We start from the raw sequence: 20186 nt of genomic DNA, 5'->3' as shown, positions 1-20186 counted from the left end.
TTTCATCTGAAAATAGCAAATTAGAAAAGTGCATTTTCCTTATCCGCTTTTTTCACAATATAATTAACAGTCAAGATAACAATTAAGCCAAATACAGATTGAAACAGTCCAGCTGCTGAACCTAAGCCCATACTAAAGTTGACAGTAAGTGAGCGATATACGTAAGTATCAATAATATCTGTTGCATTTAAGAGGAATCCGTTTTGACCAATAATATTCCAGAACAAATCAAACTGCCCACGCATGATACCACCTAATGAGAATAGAAGCAGTACAATTACTGTTGGTTTGAGTAGTGGTAATGTAATGTGAATGATTCGCTGCCATTTGGAAGCACCATCCACATAAGCTGCCTCGTAAATACTCTCATCAATTCCCATGATGGATGCCAAGTAAATGACGCTGCCATACCCCAATCCCTTCCAAATCTCGACAGCAACGATAATGAATGGCCAAACTGCTGGTGTCGAATAAAAGTCAAACTTCTCAAAACCCATTGCCGTGAAAGCGCTGTTAATTACGCCAAAATCATAATTAAATAAGTTGTAAACAATTGAACTAATAATAACCATAGAAACGAAATATGGCATAAACATTAGCGTCTGAGAAGTCTTAACAAACTTCTTATAGGTAAGCTCTCTGAGAAGAATCGCGACAGACATTTGAAAAAATGTGTTTAGTCCAATAAAAGCAATATTGTATAGAATGGTGTTTTTCGTTAATTTCCATATGATGGAGTCAAACCCGCCTTGGAACAAAAACTCAAAGTTTTTGAACCAGACAAACTTACTTGCGATTCCTTTGCTAAAATCATAGTCCACGAAGGCGTAATAGACACCAAACATCGGCAAGTATGAAAATAGGATAAAGAATACGATCATCGGGGTTAACATGAAATAATACGTTTTATGTTCTCTAAAGTCCGAAAATAATTTTTTCTTTGTTTTTTTCTTCGCATTTTCATTCGTTTGCACAGTTATGATTGCTTCTGACATATGCTCTCCCTCTCCTTCTGTTTTCATTTTATCAAAGGCAAAGTTAAGGGCATATATCACTTTTCCATGATTCCTTGTATTTTTTAAAGCGCATACATAAAATTAGAGCGCTTTCTTTCAGCATCGTTTTCTGATTACTCCCATCGTTCCTTAGACTCGTATTTAATGAATATACGAAATAGGGCTATCTTTTATAGATAACCCTATCTTGATTTTTTAGGATATTAAGTTGCCCCAAATAACGCTTGTAAGGACGTTCTTGGTAATCCGAGTCGTTCGGATCCTTACCCCGCCAAGCTCACTCTGACTTTAATCTTAACAGTACAGCAGCAGCAGCAAATGGACCTTGCGTACGGTACGACAGAACATGGCCTTCGATGTAAATCCGATTTGCATCTTCTATAAATGAAGCCTCAATCTCATACTGCCCCTTCAGAGGTAAACTTATGTCGAGCTGCTCGGGCAGTTCACCACCGAATGTATGAATGATAACGACTGCCTCTGTATGACTCTGATTCATCCGGACCATGGCTTGCCATCCTTCTGGATGTCGATAACTATGGACTATCGGCCCGAAACGATAGCTGACACCTTCTTTAATGAGAGGGGCTATACGTTTATAGAAGCGAATTCCCTCATCAACAAGCAGCCACTGTTCTTCCTGCAAATCATAAATATCTCCAGATAAGCACATTCGACCCAAGAACGTGTTAACTACCGAGTACCGCAGCCTTCGCTCGGAATCCTCTTTTCTTAAAACCGCCCAAATCTGACTCTGTCTTGGAAGTATCGTACGATGCATATTGGCGGCGATGATCGGAATTTCCAGCTCTTCATGCGCATCGGAGAAGGAGGCCATGGACGTTAGCCCCATCATAGATGGTTCAAGCCTATGCCCCCCGGAAGAACAGTTTTCTATGACCAGGTGCGGCAGTTCCTTCCGTATCCGTTGTAAAAAGGCTTGCACAGCCTCGAGCTGCAACCGAAGCCCCTCACCCAATGATTCCGCACCATCACAGCCAATCCCTATTGTTTCATTATAATCTATTTTTAAATAGCCAAGATCATATTCCTTTATGAAATCGATCACTTTTTTAGTCAAATAATCGATCACGAATGGGTCTTGGAAATCCCAAAATCTTCTCTGACCCGAAGTAATCGGAATTCCATCTCTTTGCAGCAAATGATTGGACCATGAAAATGCTTCAGCTAAATAACCGCAACTTTCGAACTCGAACCAAATGCCAGGAATCATGCCATTGTTCCTAATTTCCTGTACAACTGCCTTTAATCCTGAAGGAAATAGCTCCGCAGAAAGGTTCCAATCCCCCATATTGCTCCACCAGCCCTTGCCCTTCTCTGAATACCACCCGGCGTCAATAACTAAATACGTAATTCCTTTTCCCTTCAGCATCTGGGCAATTCGAGTGATATTGTCATGGGAAGGTGTTCCCCAAGTCGTACAAAATTCATTAAAAATGACGGGTAACGTTTCCTCCACCTCAGGAAGTTCAATTAAAGCTCTTTCGTGTAGTTGGGTAAGCCTTTGACCAGCAACATCAATATCGCCTTCAACGACAGTCAAGTAGGCTTTGGGTGTCGTAAAGCTCTCTTGTGGCTTCACTCTCTTCAACCAATGACCAAACTCGCGATCGGCCAAACCTCCCGATATGCATAGCGCATCATCCCGCCTGTATACTTCCATCTGCCAGGAAGCCGGATGAGCTAATTGTGCTCCCCAAATCACATTGCGCTGCGTGTCTTCTATAGCTACAAAAGGAAAAAAACCTCGAACAGGCATCGATCCAACTTGTCCGAACCGCTCGCTGTTCACGCCATGCTTCGACCAGGTTGGTTCCAACTGCAAATCTTCAATGGCGCAAGTTTCCAAACGTCCTTCATTGCTCCATTTGCTTCGTATACGGTGCATTAGCAGTGTTGATGGCGTATCACCTTGAGCAAACGGAGTTATTCCTCCTAAGGAATAACTGGACAACATCTCAACTTCTACGTCTTCATAACCTGCATTAGTCATAGTCGTTTGTGATTCCAAAGCCTGATATCCTTGAAAATAGGATAACTTATGTTCGATGAGATACGGGGACAGTTTATGTTGAAAATAGGTACATACATGCTGACCGTCTTCCTCACGCAGCAAGTTCTGACGTATATACTGGAATTGGGATACGGACTCGGAATTGCGCATTGTTCTTCCTTGTGCAAAGCCTCCCGGATAATCATCGCCCACCAATTTGACTTGGACTAAGGAATCGACCCCATATTGCTTCCCTGTGTCGATCTGCCCTGTTAATTGCGACGGCACCAGAACCAATCCTACCTGTCGGGTGGACGGCTCCCACCAATATTGCACGGTAATATCCTCAAATGCAAACGACGAAAGTAGTTCCATGTTAGCCATTCTCCTTCATAGATTTGAACGACGTATAACCAATCGCATTCATCCCTTTACAGCCCCGGTGCTCAGCCCCCCAATCACTTTTTCCTGCATCAGCAAGTAGACTGTGATCATTGGCAAGATTGCAATGACAATGGCGGCAAAAATCGGGCCCATTTCTACACTTCTTTCACCTACGAATGAAAGCATGGAGAGCGAGATGGTATACATTTCTTTTTTAGTTAAGAACAAGACAGCGAAAATCAATTCATTGTAAGTGAATAAAAACGTCAGAATCGCAGTTGTGGAAATAATCGGCATGCAAATCGGGATTACAAAAGAAAATAGATAACGCACCGGACCACATCCGTCCACCAAAGCGGATTCATCGATTTCCTTGTTCAAGCCTCGGATATACCCGCTAATCAGAAAAATCGCAAACGGGATATGAAATGTCGCATATATGACAATAATTGTCGAGTAACTGTTGTACCCATTCACCGACGCCACCAATTTAACCAAGGGTATTAGTGTCGAGTTGAAGGGTATCATAATGCCTAAAATCACATATAAGTAAAGAATGCCGGGTATCTTTCCATTCGCTTTGGCCAAGTAAAAGGAGGCCATCGATGCCAGGAGGACTACCAAAAAAGTACTCATACTTGAAATAAAGAATGAATTAAAGAGCGCTCTGCCTAAACCCGCTTCGACAAAAACACGGACGTAATAATCGAAATGGTATTCGGTCGGCAGCTTGAAAGCGGATATGCCGAAGATTTCATTATTCGTCTTCACAGAAGAAATCAGCGTAAAATATAAGGGATATAGCGTAATTGCTGCCCAAAAGACTGCGAATAGATAAATGACGATATTTTTCTTTTTCATCGTTTCCTCGTTCCTCGTTTCCTACGCATCTTGTTTGGCTAAGCGATTCAGGATAAGGCTGATCGTCAAACCGGCTACCAGAATAAACGTCCCGATACTGTTTGCTAAGCCAAAATTGTTGTATTTGAAGGCTTGGTTGAAGAGAAGCGATGCCGGTACTTCGGTCTTCTGATTCGGGCCCCCGCCCGTCATGACATAGACGATGTCGAACACCTTGAGAGAGCCTGTAATCGCAAGAATGGAAAAAATTTTAAATGTTTCCTTCATCATCGGAATTGTGATCTGCCAAATCTGTTGAGAACGGTTTGCCCCATCGATCTCGGCTGCTTGGTAAATGTCCTTGGGGATGGAAACGAGACCTGCTGCAAAGATAACCATATTTAACCCGGCGAACACCCACGCGTTTACGAGGACAACTGTAAATATGGAACGATCCGGATCACCAAGCCAGTCGTGTGCCAACCCGCCCAAGCCCAAGGTTTCCAGCAAAGCGTTCAATGCACCAAAGTTAGGGTTCAGAATAAACGTCCACATCAACCCAACCGCTGTAATCGGAAGAACAACCGGCATAAAAAATGCCGTCTTGAAAAACCGTTTAAATTTCCGATCACCCGTCACAACCAAAGCCAGGGCGAACGAGATGGGCATAAGGACTAGAAATGAGCCGAGAATGAACCAACAAGCGTTTGTCAATGATCTCCAGAATGTGGCATCTTCCAGCATCTGCACATAGTGATGAAATCCGACAAACTCCATGGTTGATGATGCAATGAGATTCCAATTGAAGAAAGACATATAAACAGCATATAAAGCGGGATAAATTAGGAGCACGGTATAAAGAATCATTGCCGGAAAAACGAAGCCGATTCCGATCCATTTTGCTCGATGTGCAAACATGTGTAGTCCTCCATTGAGGGGTTCAACGGACAAGGTTGCCAGTTGAACCCCCTTTCGTTATTTACTTTTCTTTATTTCATCGGCAATTTCTTTGCCCACCTTGTCTGGTGAAGTTCCAACGAACAAGCCTTGAATTGAACTTCTAACGCGATCGAGCAACTGCGGCAGTTTATCATAGGAAGGAACGTCGTTCTTGTAAACCTTTGCGCCCTTGATTGCGTTCACGAAATCCGAGGAAATCGGATTGTTCACGTTCGGATTGGGTGACATTTTAACCGGGTAAACGCCGCCTTGATTTACTTCCTCTTGTTTCTGGAAATACTCGACGGATGTCAGATACTTCAGCAGTTTGATGGCTGCTTCCTTTTCATTGTCCTTAAGCTTGCCGTAAACGGAGTAACCGCCGCCTCCGCCACCCATCCAGTTGTCTTTGTTCTCCGGTTTATCCTTAAAATAAGGAAATGGAACGAAGCCGATCTTATCCTTGATTTCACTGGAGGAAGCCTCACCGATGAACCAACTGCCATCCGTATGCATCGCCGAACGGCTGCTTAGGAACAGCGCTTTCTCCTGATTCATATCCACACTTACCGCATTGTCGCCGAAGACCCCCGCCTTGTTATAATCCGAGATAAGTTTGAACAAGGCAACCATGTCCGGGTCATCGTATTGGGCCTTGCGTGAGGCCAAATCATCGATTTTTTGTGGACCAAACTGCTTCATCACCAAATTGTTAAAGAAGTGTCCGCCCCGCCATGTATCTTTGGCTCCCAACGCAAGTGGGATGTATCCAGCCGCTTGCAGCTTCGGTGCCTGTTCCAACAACTCCTCCAACGTTTGCGGCGGCTCTAAATTGAGTTTCTTAAAAATCTCTTTGTTATAAAAAGTACCTACAGCGAAAAATTCAGCTGGAATCCCATAGATGCCTTCTTTGCCCTTAAACTGCCAGTTCTCGAACAATGGCAGAAGTTGACCCGACCACTGCTTGTCATCATTCATTGCACCGGATAAGTCGAGGAATGTTCCGCTGTCCGCATAAATCTTGAAGGATTCACCGCCCCATGTCTGGCTGATGGCCGGAAGATCCCCGGAAGCGATACCCGTTTTAAATTTAGTCATATAAGCGGATTCGTCGGTAATTGACTCATTCAAGACTTCGATATTCGGGTTTTCCTTCTGAAACTGCTTAATACGATCCCTGAAGGCGATAGGACCTGGCGTATTATCTGCCCATCTTGTCATAATGCGAATGGATACCTTGTCCGGCTTGCTGGCTTGTTGACCAGATTTTCCGTTGTCCGTGCTGCTACTACAAGCGGAAATTGTAAGTATGGATCCTGTGAGGACGATCGACATCAGCGTTTTAGTAAACGTTCTCATCTTCTGTACCAACCCTTCTTTTTTTGAAAAATAGATTACTCCTAAATTATAAAATGGACGGAACCTTTTCCGAAATGTGAACAAACGTACTTTTCTTGGATTAATACGACAAAAAAAACGCCCCTTCTCCGTTTCTTGAAAAAGGGCTTTACGCATTTATGATTTGTCTAAGTTGCGGTATGCATTAGGTGTCATTGCATGCAATGCTTTGAATAATCTGCTGAAATATGTGTTGTCTTCGTATCCGACTTCATGTGCGATCTCGTATACTTTCAACGTAGTTTGCTTAAGCAATCGCTTCGCATGGTCCATTCGAATGCGCACCAAATAATCGGTAAAATTCATGTCGATTTCCTTCTTGAACAAGCGGCCCAAATAAGTAGGATTGACGTGGAGCTGCTCCCCAAGCGTCAAAAGCGAAATGTCATCTGCATAATGCTGCTGAATGAGTTCAATCGCTTTCTTAACCAAATAATGACTTGCCCCCACCGTTGGTAAATCTGCCAACGAATCGGTTCCCAAAGTCATCAAACTTTGCTGATACAGCCGAGGGATCGCAGCCAAATCAGTGATGTTGCCTCCCCAACTGATGGTCAGACTTTCCCGTATGAGCTGCTCGACCTCCTGTTGAGATTCCTTGATTTTGACCAGTAACGACTCCTCTGGGACATTTTGGGAGAAAAACACGACCGTAACCTGACGAATTTCGTCAACAAACACCGGAATACCAAGCTCCGACAACATTTCACCAAAAATATTTTTCAAGAAAAAGCGTAATCGGTGGTCCATTTCTACAAGGTTTGAAGCAACTATATGAAACAAAGCAATCTCGCTGTAACCGGGTAGAAGCATTTCATCGTAATAAGGGATTGGGATGTCATGGCACCAATCGCGTATCCGTTTCTCGAGCATACTTCTGTCTCGCAAACGGTTTAGTGTGTTTTTCGATTTCCTCTCTGCGAGCCTATCCTCCATCTTGCGGAGCAGCTCTGTCATTTGCTGTTTGTTTACAGGTTTCGTAACGTATTCAAATATGCGCAAGCGGATACCCGTTACCGCGTATTCAAAATCGGCATACCCGGATAACAGGACGACATTCGCTTCTTCGTCCATCTCCCTGATCTCTTTGACCAAATCCAACCCGTCTTTGCCCGGCATCCGGATGTCCGAGATCACGAGATCAAACGAATGAAGGATAAACAATTCCAAAGCTTCATTCGTATTTTCAGCCTCCATTACAACATGCTTCTGATCAATAGATCTGATCATCCCAGCTAGAGAGGTTCTGGGTAACCGTTCGTCATCAACCACCAAAATCATCATCTTCATTCGCCTACTTTCATAACAGGAATTCGCACTGTGACTTTTAATCCGCCCAATTCGCTTTTCGACAGTTCAATTCCCCTGCCCAACTTGTAAACCAGCTTTATCCTTTGGTTTAAATTCATTAAGCCCAAACCTGTGTGGGAATCATTGGGGGAGCTCCGATTCTCTAGTAAGTCTCTATATTGATTCTCGCTCACACCGGCACCATTGTCTTCAACAGATAACACAAGCTCTCCGCCGTCGCGAAACACCAGGATACGGATCAATCCTGGACTTCGATCCATTGGTTCCAGCCCATGGATAATCGCATTTTCTACCAGAGGCTGGAAGAGTAGACGTATGACGCGGACATCCAAAATCTCATCCTCCACTTGCAAATCTACCTGAAGCTTATCTTCGTAACGATAGGTCTGCAAGATAATATAACGCTGCAGCTGCTTTAAGTCTTCCTTTAACGGAACTAAATCTGAACCGGGTTGTATCGTATATCGCAGCATTTCGCTTAACGAATGCACCATCTCCGACGCCTGTTCCTCACCCTTGTTATACAGCATCCAGAAGATTGTATTCAACGTATTATACATAAAATGCGGCTGAAACTGCGCTCTCAGTGCAATTAACTGCGCCTGTTCCTCGCTGATCTGTTTGTCGGCCAAATCTTTTACCGCCTTGTCTAAGTCGCCGACCATTTTGTTAAACCCATGAATAAGGGTAATCACTTCCCGGTTTGCATAGCGACCGTGAATCGGCAGCAGGATACCTCGTCTAATTTTTTGAAAGCTTTGTGTTAATATTCGTAGTGGCCTGGATAAAGACCAAGAGAAGAGCAAGACAAAAAGCATCGCTCCTGCCAAAGCGATCAATCCTATCGTAATGATGCGGTATTGCATCTGCTTCATTTCACGTTCCAACGTATGCTTATTGACGTAGGATAATATGGTAAACCCGCTATACGACGAGTTGGCTTTGATAATAAACCGGTCTTCTTCCTCAATCGTTTCTGTCATGATCGAAGCATCTTGAAGTCGGAGAAGTTTCTGTTCCCCGTCGGCTATCGTTTGACCGATCTCCGACTTCCGTTTTGAATAAACGATACGATGGTTGCGATCGACAATCCGAATATTTTCAATCTCCGCCAACTGCTCGTCCTGACTAATGTTTTCAACGACAGTTGCAGGGATGATAATGAGAATTTGCCCAATAGGCTTCAGATCGGACCAACTATTAATGATACGGCTGCCGATTACGGCTGGAACAAGTATCGTATTTTTCATCTCGCCTCCCGCCCAAACCAAGCTTCCCTCCGCTTGAGCGACCCCCGGATACCAATTCATACTTTTCAATTGACTGATAGAATTCCACGCCAAGTCGAACCCGTTGAAAGCCGTATATGCGTTCTCGTTCTCATCTAAAATCTGAACGATCATATCACGGGCAAAAGTCTGGCTCTGCCTCGCGATCTCTTTTTCCAACTCGTATTTCGGAATTTTGGGGAGGTTTTTCATATGGATCTGGGTCAAGTAGTCCAAAACCACCGGATTGTAGGCTAATTGTTTGGAAAATTTATCGTATTCTTCTAATGTATTGTCCATACGCTCTTTCATTTGATTGATGGAATATAGCAGAAACTGGGTGGACTTCTGATGGAGAATTTCTGAAGACTTCTGATAGGAAAAAAAGCTGACAACCATGATTAAAGCGAGCATTATCACACTGAAAGCGAATATTAATTGTGTCAAAATGGACATGTTTTTCAAGCTTCGCCACCTCCGAACTGACATAACCATTCCTGTTTAAACGATGTCAGCACACTCTACGATTTTTATGCGATTATTTGCGGCTTGCCACTTACCGCCCTCATCTCAACCCTATAGTACCATGGGAAGGGAGAGGTTTGAAGAAATAACTAATACCGTTTCGGAATACTTTCGCCTTGACGATACTGGAGTTTTCATACAAAAAAAAGAAAGGGCGTTTGCCCCTCCCTATCTTCGTTCATATTGTCGAATTAGACATATTCGGATGATGAGTCAATCGATACGCAGTTGGAGATAAACCAGTCGATGATTTGAATAATTTGGATAGATAGGAAATATCGGGAATTCCAACTTTGGTGCCGATTTCCGCTAGCATGAGGTTCGTTGAAGTCAATAGCCACTTCACTTCTTCGATCCTTTTTCTGTTCACGTATTGAATCGGAGATGTGCCGAAACGCCTTTTGAACACGCGAATAAAATAGTTGGGATGCAGATGGGCACGTTCGGCCAACTCGTCGATCGTTAAGTTTCGATAGTAGTTAAGATGAATGTGCTCAATAACGGCTTGAAGCGGCTCGGACATTGCAGCGGGTTGGACGCCTGCCACATCGGAAGCGGCTTGCTCAATATAATAGGCGATCAACTTAATTACGGCGGCTTTCATGAGCAATGGAGCGGTTAGGGACCTATAGGATTCGTAAGAAAGCAGTTCCTGGAACAGTCGTTGCGGCTCGTCTCCGTCCTCCCGCTCGAGAAATACAGGAATTTTCAGCAATTCGAAAAGATTGTTTTCCCCGACCTTTGCCGTAAAATGGCACCAATATTTCGTAAACCGCGGACCGTCCGTATAGGAGTAAGATTGCTTCACTCCTTGCGGCATCAGGAACCACTGCCCAGGTTTAGGTGCATACTCCGTATCGCCGATTTTCAACCATCCTTCGCCATCACAAATCAAATAAAATTTGTTATAGTCCGGCGTGTAATCGAGATCCCGCCAGTCGGACCAAACCTGGTTATGTCCCATTTCGGTTACGTGAACCTGAAGGTTATCAAGATAAAGACGGATCAATTGTTGTTGGGCATTGTCCATGGGAAATCACCTAATAGGGGTAAGTTAGATAGTTTTATACTACAGGAAGTTAGTATCCTATATTCATGAGTATACCACAATACTGCTAGGATAAGGCTGTAGCCAAAAAATAGGAGGCCTGATCAGCATGGTTAAGGCGAACATCGCCAAGGGTCCTTTCGAACCCACATTTGAATCGCTTACGAAATTCGAGTGCCCGGAGTGGTTCCGGGATGCTAAGCTCGGGATATGGTCACACTGGGGTGCACAATCGGTGCCGATGTACGGGGACTGGTACGCCCGCAATATGTATTACGAAGGTTCCGAGCAATACCGGTACCATATCCGCCATTACGGACATCCGTCGAAATTCGGCTACAAAGATATCGTTCAGTTGTGGAAAGCAGAGAAATTCGATCCGGAATCGCTAATGGACTTGTACGTGGCTGCCGGTGCCAAATATTTCGTCGCACAGGCGATGCACCACGACAACTTCTTCAACTACGATTCGAAAATCCACCGCTGGAATTCGGTCAATATGGGACCGAAGAAAGATATCGTTGCCATGTGGAAAGCTGCCGCTTCCCGCCGGGGACTCCCCTTCGGTCTGACCGAGCACCTGGGTGCGACATTCAGTTGGTTTCAATTTAATAAAGGACAGGATAAGGAAGGCCTTTATGCGGGCATCCCTTATGATGGAAATGATCCCGAGTACGAGGATTTGTATTTGCCGAACCGCGAGCATTATGATCCGAACAATCTGCAAACCGAACCAACGCCTTGGTATACAGACAATTCTTGGTGGCATCAGCGCTGGTTGGACGTCATCAAGGAAGTCATCGATTTATATCAGCCTGATCTGCTGTACTCTGATGGCGGACTGCCGTTCGCCAGCGCCTGGGATAGAAAGGACGCCCCCTTGGATGATCCGTTGTTCGAAGCTGGACTACAAGCGGCCGCTCACTTATACAATACGAGCGCTGCGGCAAGCGGCGGCGTGAATCGCGCTGTTTATAACCAGAAAGACCGCAGGCAGAGCGTTTACCGCATCGGGATCCTCGACATTGAGCGAAGTCAGTTGCCGGGCATCAAACCTGACCCATGGCAGACCGACACGTGTGTCGGGGATTGGTTCTATCATGTGAAGAACGAATACAAGAAACCGGGGCACGTCATCGAAATTCTGGTCGACATCATTGCCAAGAACGGCAACCTGCTTCTCAACATTCCGCAGAAACCGGACGGTACGATCGATGATGAGTGCACCTATATCCTGCAAGAGATGGCCAAATGGATCCAGATATGCGGCGAAGGCGTGTACGGCACCAGACCGTTCCGCATATCGGGCGAAGGACAGTCGCGCGTGGTCATCGATCATTTCAAAGAGGACAGAGTAGAATGGAACTCCAGCGACTTCCGTTTCACCCAAAAGGGAAATACACTCTATGCCTTCCAGATGCAGTGGCCGGAAGATCATCGTGCCGTCATCCGTACATTGACACTTGCTGACAAGGTAGAATCCGTCCGGCTGCTTGGCGTTGGCGAAGTGCCGTTCGAACAGCCGTACGGAGCGCTCATCGTTTCGCTGCCGGACCGGCAGCCTACACCGTACGTCAACTGTCTGGCCATTGAACTTAAGCCGTAAATTCCACAATCGGGCAAGAGGCTACTCATTTATTGACTAGCCGCCCAAGGGTAGAGAGGCCACCCAACTGGTGGCCCGAACTATCATAGAATACCAATTTCCTCGTTAATCAGGAGCGATCATCCGAATCGTACCATCTTCGTTATAGAATAACTCCGTATATTTGACGCAACGCTTGTGGTTAACGCCTTCTGACAAAGAACTGTCATGGTAAAATAAATACCATTTGTCTTCGAACTGAACAATGGAGTGATGAGTGGTCCAGCCGATAACCGGTGGTAAGATCGTGCCCTTGAAGGTATACGGTCCCAACGGATTCCGACTGATGGCGTATACTAATTTATGGGTGGTTCCCGTGGAGTAAGACAAGTAGTACCAGCCGTTATATTTGTGTACCCAAGGTCCTTCAAAATAGCGCCTATCCTCGTCTCCAGCGAGAATCGGGCTGCCTTTTTCGTCAACAATCGAAATTTCTTGAGGAGCGGTTTGAAATGACAGCATGTCCTCGCTCAGCAGAGCGACCCGAGGACCAATTGCAGGCCCCTCCGCCGCTGGTCCCACCGCTTCCGGCTCGAAAGTATCGGTCTGCCATTTTTCCAATTGACCACCCCAAAGACCTCCGAAATATAGGTATGCCCGATTGTCGTCATCAAGAAGCACGGCTGGGTCAATACTGAAGCTTTGCTCGATGTAAGACGGTTGAGGAAGAAACGGACCGGCCGGCGATGAGCTGGTCGCCACACCGATTCGAAAAATCCCATCATGATCCCGGGCAGGAAAGTACAAGAAATAGGTGCCAGCCTTAAAAGCAGCATCAGGAGCCCAGAGTTGTTTGGAAGCCCAGGGAATATCTTTGAGATGAAGGACCTGCCCATGGTCGACAACGGGGGATTCGAAACCATCCATGGATAGAACATGATAATCTTCCATTGCATATTGGTCCCCATTGTCATTATCAGTGGCGTCATGATCGAGATCGTGAGACGGGTAGATAAAAATTTTCCCCTCAAATACGTGTGCCGAAGGATCGGCAGTAAAGATATGGGTAACAAGCGGGTGATGAGGTCTCGGCAGCTTATGCATACTTGCGCTCCTTTATGGATTAGATTTTGACTTGCTCCTTTATTATGAGACCTTGTATGCGAATACAAAATAAATAGATTAAAGATCTATCCCCCCTTTAATGAGCGCATTGCGCGATATGTTGATGAATTCAACTGCAAAGAGGGCAGACGATTGAATGCACTCGACCTGCCCCCTTCCTTTTCATATGCAATTAACTGCTAATTACACCTTTTTTCAGAAATACATTTGCATACAACGCTCTTTCGCCTGTTGCTACGATCGCGTAGGCTTGCTTCGCACGCTCGTAAAAGGCAAAGCGTTCAACTTCTTCAAACGGTTCGTTGTTTTCCGTATGATTCTTCAGAATTGCCATGTAGGTATCCCAGATTGGAGTCTCAATTGGATCACCAGGCACGACCTGCATCAGGGCCACAGGCTTTTTCACATAAGGATCCAACGGGAGTAATTGCATCGTTGCTTCCAGCAATTCAGGTATTCCGTGACCATCGCATCTGACCAGTCTTTGGGCATGGCTTGCTGCTGGAAAGTTAGCGTCGGCTAATAAGATTTCATCGCCATGGCCCATCTCCATCAAAATCTTTAAAATTTCAGGCGATAGAATGTGAGGTATGCCCTTTAACATTTTCAATACGCTCCTTTAACTGCTAAGATCTGATTATGTTCTAGACTTCTACGATCGCTTTTATTACATTTGGCTCCGGCATCAAATCATCCCATCAAACGCAACACGGTGCATACTGGGCAATACTTCATAAAATCACTCCGTCTTTGAAAATAGCAATTTCCTTAAACCCGTTTTTCTCGTTATGCGTAAGCGTCTCGCCAGAAGCGATGGCGATCATCGATTCCCACAATTCCTCTATGAGTTCTTCCATGCTTTGGCCTTCTAGAAGTCGGCCGGCATCAAAGTCGATCCAATTTCTTTTGCGATGGGCCAGCTCCGAGTTTGTCGAGATTTTAACGGTGGGTACAGGGCCTCCGAATGGCGTTCCTCTCCCCGTCGTGAAAAGTACGATATGCGCGCCTGCTGCTGTAAGCGCTGTGACAGAAACCAAATCGTTCCCCGGTGCTTCGAGCAAGTTCAACCCTGTCTTGACGACCCTTTCACCATAAGGAACTACATCCGTGACAAGAGAATGACCTCCCTTTTGGGTACAGCCGAGCGACTTTTCCTCCAGCGTGCTAATGCCCCCGGATTTATTGCCAGGCGATGGATTCTCATAGATGACTTGGTTGTGACGTACATAATATCCCTTAAAATCGTTGATCAGAGCGACGATCCTGCCGAATACATCTTCATCCGACGCCCGCTTCATCAGTATCGTCTCCGCTCCGAACATTTCGGGCACTTCCGTTAGAATGGCAGTTCCTCCAGCCGCGATGAGCCGGTCAGAAGCCCCTCCGACAAGCGGATTCGCTGTGATCCCGGAAAAACCATCAGACCCCCCGCATTTCAGTCCAATCTTGATTTTCGCTACCGGAAGCGGCTTCCTTGTGAAAGTTCGGGCAAACTCAACCAGTTCTCCGATTAACGTTATGCCTTCCTCTAATTCATCCTCCGCTTCCTGCGACTTCAGAAATTTGACCCGATTCGTATCATAATCTCCGATTACAGTCTTGAACAAATCGATCTGGTTGTTCTCGCACCCTAGCCCAACCACTAGCACGCCAGCGGCATTCGGGTGTTGTACAAGAGAGGCTAGCAGTTTCTGCGTGAATTTGAGGTCGTCACCGAGCTGTGAGCATCCGAATGGATGTGCGAAGTGATGAATGCCGTCGACTTGCTCCCCGAACAGTACGTTACCCTTCTTGGCCAGAAGCTCGCATGTCTTATTAATACAGCCAACCGTATTAATAATCCAAATTTCATTCCGAATGCCGACTTCCCCGTTTGGCCGCTCATACCCCATAAACGTACGATGCGCATCCGCCGGATTTGCAGATGAAATTAATTCATTTGTCGGCTCGTAGCTGTAGTTCACGATACCTTCCAAACCGGTTCTCAAATTATGCGTGTGTACCCAAGTACCTGGCTCAATATCGACAGAAGCTTTGCCGATAGAATAGCCAAATTTGTGCACGTCATGACCAGCAGGGACAAAGTCTGTTGCGATTTTGTGACCTCGCGAGACATCCTCCTTCAGAATCAACGGAGAGCCATCCTCCAACGTCAGTTTCTGTCCCTCCGATAACGAGGCAAGCATTATAATGACCTGATCGTTAGGAGATAATCGTACCCAAAGTTTCATCCTCTATCCCTTCCTTCCGTTTTTACCCACCAATGACATATCGAATCTGCCAAACCGATCCAGTCTGTAAGATCTTTGCCCCAAACTGTTGTTAGAGCCAATAGCTTTTTTATGGTACTTTGCAAGTCATCACGATTTGTTTTAGCTTTCGCCCAGATTTCTGCAATGCACATCAATGACTCTACTTCGTCTCGAACGACATACGTTCCTCCCTGAAAATCTCGGCCTTCAAACTGACCGTCTACCTGAGCTATACGATAATAGCGCAGCAAGCTGGCCATCCCCTCGACAAGTCCTTCCGGTATCTGAAGTCCAAGATCAGCATAATGACTAAGCGATGGAAGCAACCTAACCTTAAATTTTGACAAACTGTTCATGCCGATATCCGCAAGCCTGTGACGAATGAACGGATTGCCAAATCTTTCGAACACGGTATCCGCATATGCATTCATTTCACCTGCTGAGTAGGGAAGGGTAGGTATGATTTCGAAGCGAACCATCGACTTGACTGCCTGCCCTAAAACTTGATGCTCCATAATTTCCCGAACATGCTCGACACCATGTAGAATGCCGAGTGGCGCCATCCACGTATGAGCGGCATTGAGAATACGCACTTTACGTTGCTGATACGGGCGCAAATCATTTGTCCAGTGTACGTTTAATCCGGCTTTTTGCAGTGGTAGCTGCTCATCTAATGATTCTTCCCCCTGGATGGCCCACAGATGATAGGGTTCCGCAGTCGTCAGCAGCCGATCCGTATACGACCATTCTGAAAACCATGCTTGTGCCTCTTCTTCCCCCGGATAACCAGTGACAATCCGATCGACCAGCGTATTCAAGAACCGGTTGCTTGACAACAGCCATGCCCGAAATTCGTCCGGAAACTCCCAATCCAGACTGTATCGAATGACAATGTCGCGAAGCGTATCTCCATTACTTTCTAATAGCTCGCAAGGTAGGAAGATTAAACCTTTATCTGCTGCACCGCCAAACACAAGATAGCGCCGATAAAGCAAATAAGCCATTTTTCCCGGGAACGAAACAATGGGGCTCTTTGTCAGCTGTTCCTGCTTGTATGCAATTCCTGCTTCCGTCGTATTGGAGATGACGAATCTTAAGTCATCACTTTCCGCCAAGGCGATAAACCGATTCCATTCCTCATAAGGATTGATAACCTGGGAAAACATAGATACTACGCTTTGGCGTTCTACCGGCAAACCGTCTTCCAATCCCCGGATGACAAGCGTATAGATTCCATCCTGCACTGCCAATTCTTCAATTTTAGGTTTGCCGGTAGGTCTGGGCTGGGTAACAGCGACGCTGCCATGAAACAACCCTTGCTCTTTGCTTACATGAAGCATCCAGTCTGCAAAACCTCTCAAGAAATTTCCTTCTCCAATTTGCAGAACGGTGACCGGGCTAGCGGTAACGGCTTCAAACTGGCGTTTCTGTTCCCCCGTCAATAAGTTCGCGTTTAATCGCTCCTTCATCATTGCTCGTACAACTCCTTTGCATTTTCTCCAAATATTAAGCTCGTTTAACCGATTCGATGTCACGAAGAGATGGACGGGAAAGCTTTTTTTCACATAAATTTGAAACGCTTCCAAAAACATGGGATCGAACAGCCTGCATGCATCGGACATATCTTAAATAGGGGCAGCCTCCTTAACGGTGATGGTGCCGTCTATCTCTGTACATAAGGGTGGTGAGCGTCAATACGCATGTGGAAGTCCTCTCCACTCGACATGACTTTATTTTACGATATTAAAAAGAAATTAAAATGTCAGTGAATTGCATTTTTATATCCGATTTTGATATATTTCTAACAAACACATCTTATTTGGAGGTCATCTACGTGCAACCGATTCGCAAGCCTTTTTTATTAGATCCGATCTTTCCGTTCGAAATGGTTTATAAAAGTCTTCGATATTCGGAAGGTGAGCTGCCAGACCATTTGCATGATTTGTACGAAGTGGTGTACGTTCACAAGGGGAACGGAAAGTTTTTTATCGATGACGCGCTCTACGAAAAAGATCAGGGAGATTTATTCCTCATCCCCGGCAACACCGTCCACCGCGCATTTCCGTCCGCCACAGAACCTATTGTTTCTACGGCCATATTTTTCGCACCAACGATATTGCAAGCAGACTCGCTTGGTGACGGATACGAATCACTTAGGTGCTTTGAGATAGCCCGGAAAAAGAAACAGTATAAATTCAATCTTTCCAAACCGGTCCGATTGGCGATTGAAACTGCCATTAATACGATGAAACGTGAATTAATAGCCAAAGATTTCGGCTATCGTCATGCACTTCGTCTTCAATTGCATCAATTGTTGCTTGTTTTAAGCCGACTTCCTTTTACCAAAGAAACATTATCTCCGCTAAATGGGATCGGCCCTCTGTGGCTCCAAGATGCTTTACGAGACATTGACCGTGACCCTGTTCATTGCGGCGGACTCTCAGAATTGTCCGAAAAAGCGTGTGTCAGCGCCGCCCACTTCGCCCGCGTCTTTAAGCAGTTGACTGGAATGAATGTGACCGACTATGTGAATGCTAAACGACTTGTTCGAGCCAAAGATTTGCTTCTATCGACGGATGACAATGTCGAAACTGTAGCGCTAGCCTGCGGCTTCCAAGGAATGCGCCATTTTTATCAAACTTTTAAAAAGCTGACGGGAGTAACCCCAAGGGCTTACCGTCTTCAAATGAAATAGAACGTGTTCTCTTAGACTATATAAAAAAATAAAGAGACCGTTATGAAAATGAAACGGACTCTTTTTTTTCTCATTTTATTTCGACCTTTGATTCTGATACCAATCATTAACTTCTTGAGTTATCTTATCTCCCCCATATGCAAACCATTTGTTTACAAATGAATCGAAGTCGCCTTCAGGGGCACTATTGAACAGGAACTCTTGAAAAGTCTGTTGTTCAAGTTTCTGAAGAAGTTCCCATTTTGATTTCATGGTTGTAGTAGGCGGCCCTGTAAATGCTTCTTTCATGGAAGCTCCTTCTGGAGAGAACAACTCGGGCGTAATATCCTTAGGAATTGCATCTACTACTTTCGATGGAATTCGCGCTCCGTCAAAAGTCAACGTATAGGATGACACTCGAACGGCTCCCCCCGGAATTAATGTAGCATCAGAAGAAGGAACTCCATTGACTACCGTCCAATCGTAGTCCCTAGCAAGCCCCTGTGCAAATTCTCCTGTTGAAGTGGCATAATAATCAAACAAGTAGTTTTGGTACTTAAAGAAGATTTCGGGTTCCTTCATCTTTTTATTGATAAGAATGGCGCCGTTAACTGGCAGCGTACCTCTTCTACCGACGAAGCCGCTCGGACCATAGGGTATGGGGATCGCTTTAATTACAACTTTAGGGTCTTTTTTCAGCAAATCAGATAACGGCCATCCAGACATCCAATATGGTCCCGCAATAATGCCTGCCTTGCCAGCAATGAACAAATCAGCTGCTTTTGTCTCATTGTACCATTCACTTTCTTTTGAAACATAACCTTTCTGTATCCACTTTTTCAGCACCTGTAGCGCATCCTTTGCACCGGGCTGAACCGATCCGTACTTTAATTTGCCGTCTTCAGCTAGATTCCACTGTTTAGGTATTGTCCCGAATGCGCCAAAAATCCAACTGGAATCAGCCATCCATGTGCTGGGACCGTTTCTTAATCCGATCGTTAGTCCGAATGTATCATTCTTGCCATTACCGTCGGGATCCTTATTCGTGAATGCTTCCATCACCGCTTCAAGATCTTCTATCGTTCTTGGGACAGGAAGCTTTAACTTATCTAACCAATCCTGACGAATCCAAAGAACAGGATCGGTAGAATATTGATAGTCAAGAATCGGAATTGCATATTTTTTTCCGTCACGTACAAAAGAATCCCATACGGCCGGGTCTTCCTTCATGGCACTTTTCCAGACAGGAGAAGCATATTTTTCAAATAAATCACCAATTTCCCTGAATTGCCCCGAGTTTATTAATTCTTGCATTACATCTCGTTCCCTGGTGGTAACAATGTCAGGCATATTCCCCTTAGCAAGTTCAATACGAAGCTTGTTGGCATAGGCGCCATTGGAATCGTGAATCGTCCAAAGATACCGGATTTGGATGCCCAATCGTTCCTCAGCCCATTTGGTATGTATATTATTCTCCAAATTCTCACCATTTTTAAATTTCATATCAGGGTTTATGGAGCCAACTGTGTACATGGTAACTGGAGGGACATATTTTCCTAGTTTTGCGTCATAATGTATCGAAGCTTGCATTTGGGCCGTAGTGTTGTTGGTGATTTTTCCATTGTTTGTTTCGTTGCACCCAGAACAAATGATCATCACTAATACGATCAGCAAACGTGACCATATCTTCCCCACCTGAAGCCCCCCTTCCAATCGGTTTCATAGTATATTCATCTTATCATAGATTTTAAGGTCGTCCTATCATAACAGAACAATCGTCTATATGGTATAATTCATATGGTATACT

General features: G+C 45.1%; 15 protein-coding genes. 2 read left to right on the top strand and 13 right to left on the bottom strand.

The window, feature by feature from the left end:
• Positions 1–20: 20 nt before the first annotated feature.
• The 8 genes from LOZ80_RS04635 to LOZ80_RS04600 form a co-directional block, all read right to left on the bottom strand.
• On the bottom strand, positions 21–995 hold the full coding sequence (locus LOZ80_RS04635) for an ABC transporter permease (protein WP_238170319.1): 975 nt from the start codon (positions 993–995) through the stop codon (positions 21–23).
• A 298-nt stretch (positions 996–1293) separates the two neighbouring features.
• Positions 1294–3405, bottom strand: a complete 2112-nt coding sequence (locus LOZ80_RS04630) for a glycoside hydrolase family 36 protein (protein ID WP_238170318.1) — start codon at positions 3403–3405, stop codon at positions 1294–1296.
• A 48-nt stretch (positions 3406–3453) separates the two neighbouring features.
• On the bottom strand, positions 3454–4275 hold the full coding sequence (locus tag LOZ80_RS04625; RefSeq protein WP_238170317.1) for a carbohydrate ABC transporter permease: 822 nt from the start codon (positions 4273–4275) through the stop codon (positions 3454–3456).
• Positions 4276–4296: 21 nt separating this feature from the next.
• Positions 4297–5172: a carbohydrate ABC transporter permease gene (locus tag LOZ80_RS04620; RefSeq protein WP_238170316.1), complete on the bottom strand. Its 876-nt coding sequence runs from the start codon at positions 5170–5172 to the stop codon at positions 4297–4299.
• Positions 5173–5229: 57 nt separating this feature from the next.
• Positions 5230–6552 (bottom strand): ABC transporter substrate-binding protein, encoded by a 1323-nt coding sequence (locus LOZ80_RS04615; protein ID WP_238170315.1) that lies wholly within the window; start codon positions 6550–6552, stop codon positions 5230–5232.
• Positions 6553–6708: 156 nt separating this feature from the next.
• On the bottom strand, positions 6709–7875 hold the full coding sequence (locus tag LOZ80_RS04610; RefSeq protein WP_238170314.1) for a response regulator: 1167 nt from the start codon (positions 7873–7875) through the stop codon (positions 6709–6711).
• A 2-nt stretch (positions 7876–7877) separates the two neighbouring features.
• On the bottom strand, positions 7878–9626 hold the full coding sequence (locus LOZ80_RS04605; protein ID WP_238172895.1) for a sensor histidine kinase: 1749 nt from the start codon (positions 9624–9626) through the stop codon (positions 7878–7880).
• Positions 9627–9873: 247 nt separating this feature from the next.
• Positions 9874–10725 carry an AraC family transcriptional regulator gene (locus LOZ80_RS04600; protein WP_238170313.1) on the bottom strand — a complete coding sequence of 284 codons (852 nt, stop codon included), beginning with the start codon at positions 10723–10725 and terminating at the stop codon, positions 9874–9876.
• A 127-nt stretch (positions 10726–10852) separates the two neighbouring features.
• Between LOZ80_RS04600 and LOZ80_RS04595 the strand changes: the two genes are divergently transcribed.
• Complete coding sequence (locus LOZ80_RS04595) at positions 10853–12349, top strand: alpha-L-fucosidase (RefSeq protein WP_238170312.1); 1497 nt, start codon at positions 10853–10855, stop codon at positions 12347–12349.
• 105 nt (positions 12350–12454) lie between these two features.
• Here the strand turns inward: LOZ80_RS04595 and LOZ80_RS04590 are convergent, their stop codons facing one another.
• From LOZ80_RS04590 to LOZ80_RS04575, 4 genes are all read right to left on the bottom strand, one after another.
• Complete coding sequence (locus tag LOZ80_RS04590; RefSeq protein WP_238170311.1) at positions 12455–13432, bottom strand: glycoside hydrolase family 43 protein; 978 nt, start codon at positions 13430–13432, stop codon at positions 12455–12457.
• Positions 13433–13625: 193 nt separating this feature from the next.
• On the bottom strand, positions 13626–14057 hold the full coding sequence (locus LOZ80_RS04585) for an RbsD/FucU family protein (protein ID WP_238170310.1): 432 nt from the start codon (positions 14055–14057) through the stop codon (positions 13626–13628).
• Positions 14058–14184: 127 nt separating this feature from the next.
• Entirely contained in the window at positions 14185–15684 is a 1500-nt protein-coding gene (locus LOZ80_RS04580; RefSeq protein ID WP_238170309.1) for a UxaA family hydrolase, read from the bottom strand.
• Positions 15681–17177: a tagaturonate reductase gene (locus LOZ80_RS04575; protein ID WP_238170308.1), complete on the bottom strand. Its 1497-nt coding sequence runs from the start codon at positions 17175–17177 to the stop codon at positions 15681–15683. The genes LOZ80_RS04580 and LOZ80_RS04575 overlap by 4 nt, the downstream gene beginning before the upstream one ends.
• A gap of 362 nt (positions 17178–17539) precedes the next feature.
• Between LOZ80_RS04575 and LOZ80_RS04570 the strand changes: the two genes are divergently transcribed.
• Positions 17540–18400, top strand: a complete 861-nt coding sequence (locus tag LOZ80_RS04570) for an AraC family transcriptional regulator (protein ID WP_238170307.1) — start codon at positions 17540–17542, stop codon at positions 18398–18400.
• A gap of 75 nt (positions 18401–18475) precedes the next feature.
• Here the strand turns inward: LOZ80_RS04570 and LOZ80_RS04565 are convergent, their stop codons facing one another.
• On the bottom strand, positions 18476–20053 hold the full coding sequence (locus LOZ80_RS04565) for an extracellular solute-binding protein (protein WP_238170306.1): 1578 nt from the start codon (positions 20051–20053) through the stop codon (positions 18476–18478).
• Between the last annotated feature and the right edge of the window lie 133 nt (positions 20054–20186).

The organism is Paenibacillus sp. HWE-109, from assembly GCF_022163125.1.
In the GTDB taxonomy this organism is placed as follows: domain Bacteria; phylum Bacillota; class Bacilli; order Paenibacillales; family NBRC-103111; genus Paenibacillus_E.
This window is presented reverse-complemented; position numbering and strand designations above follow the sequence as displayed.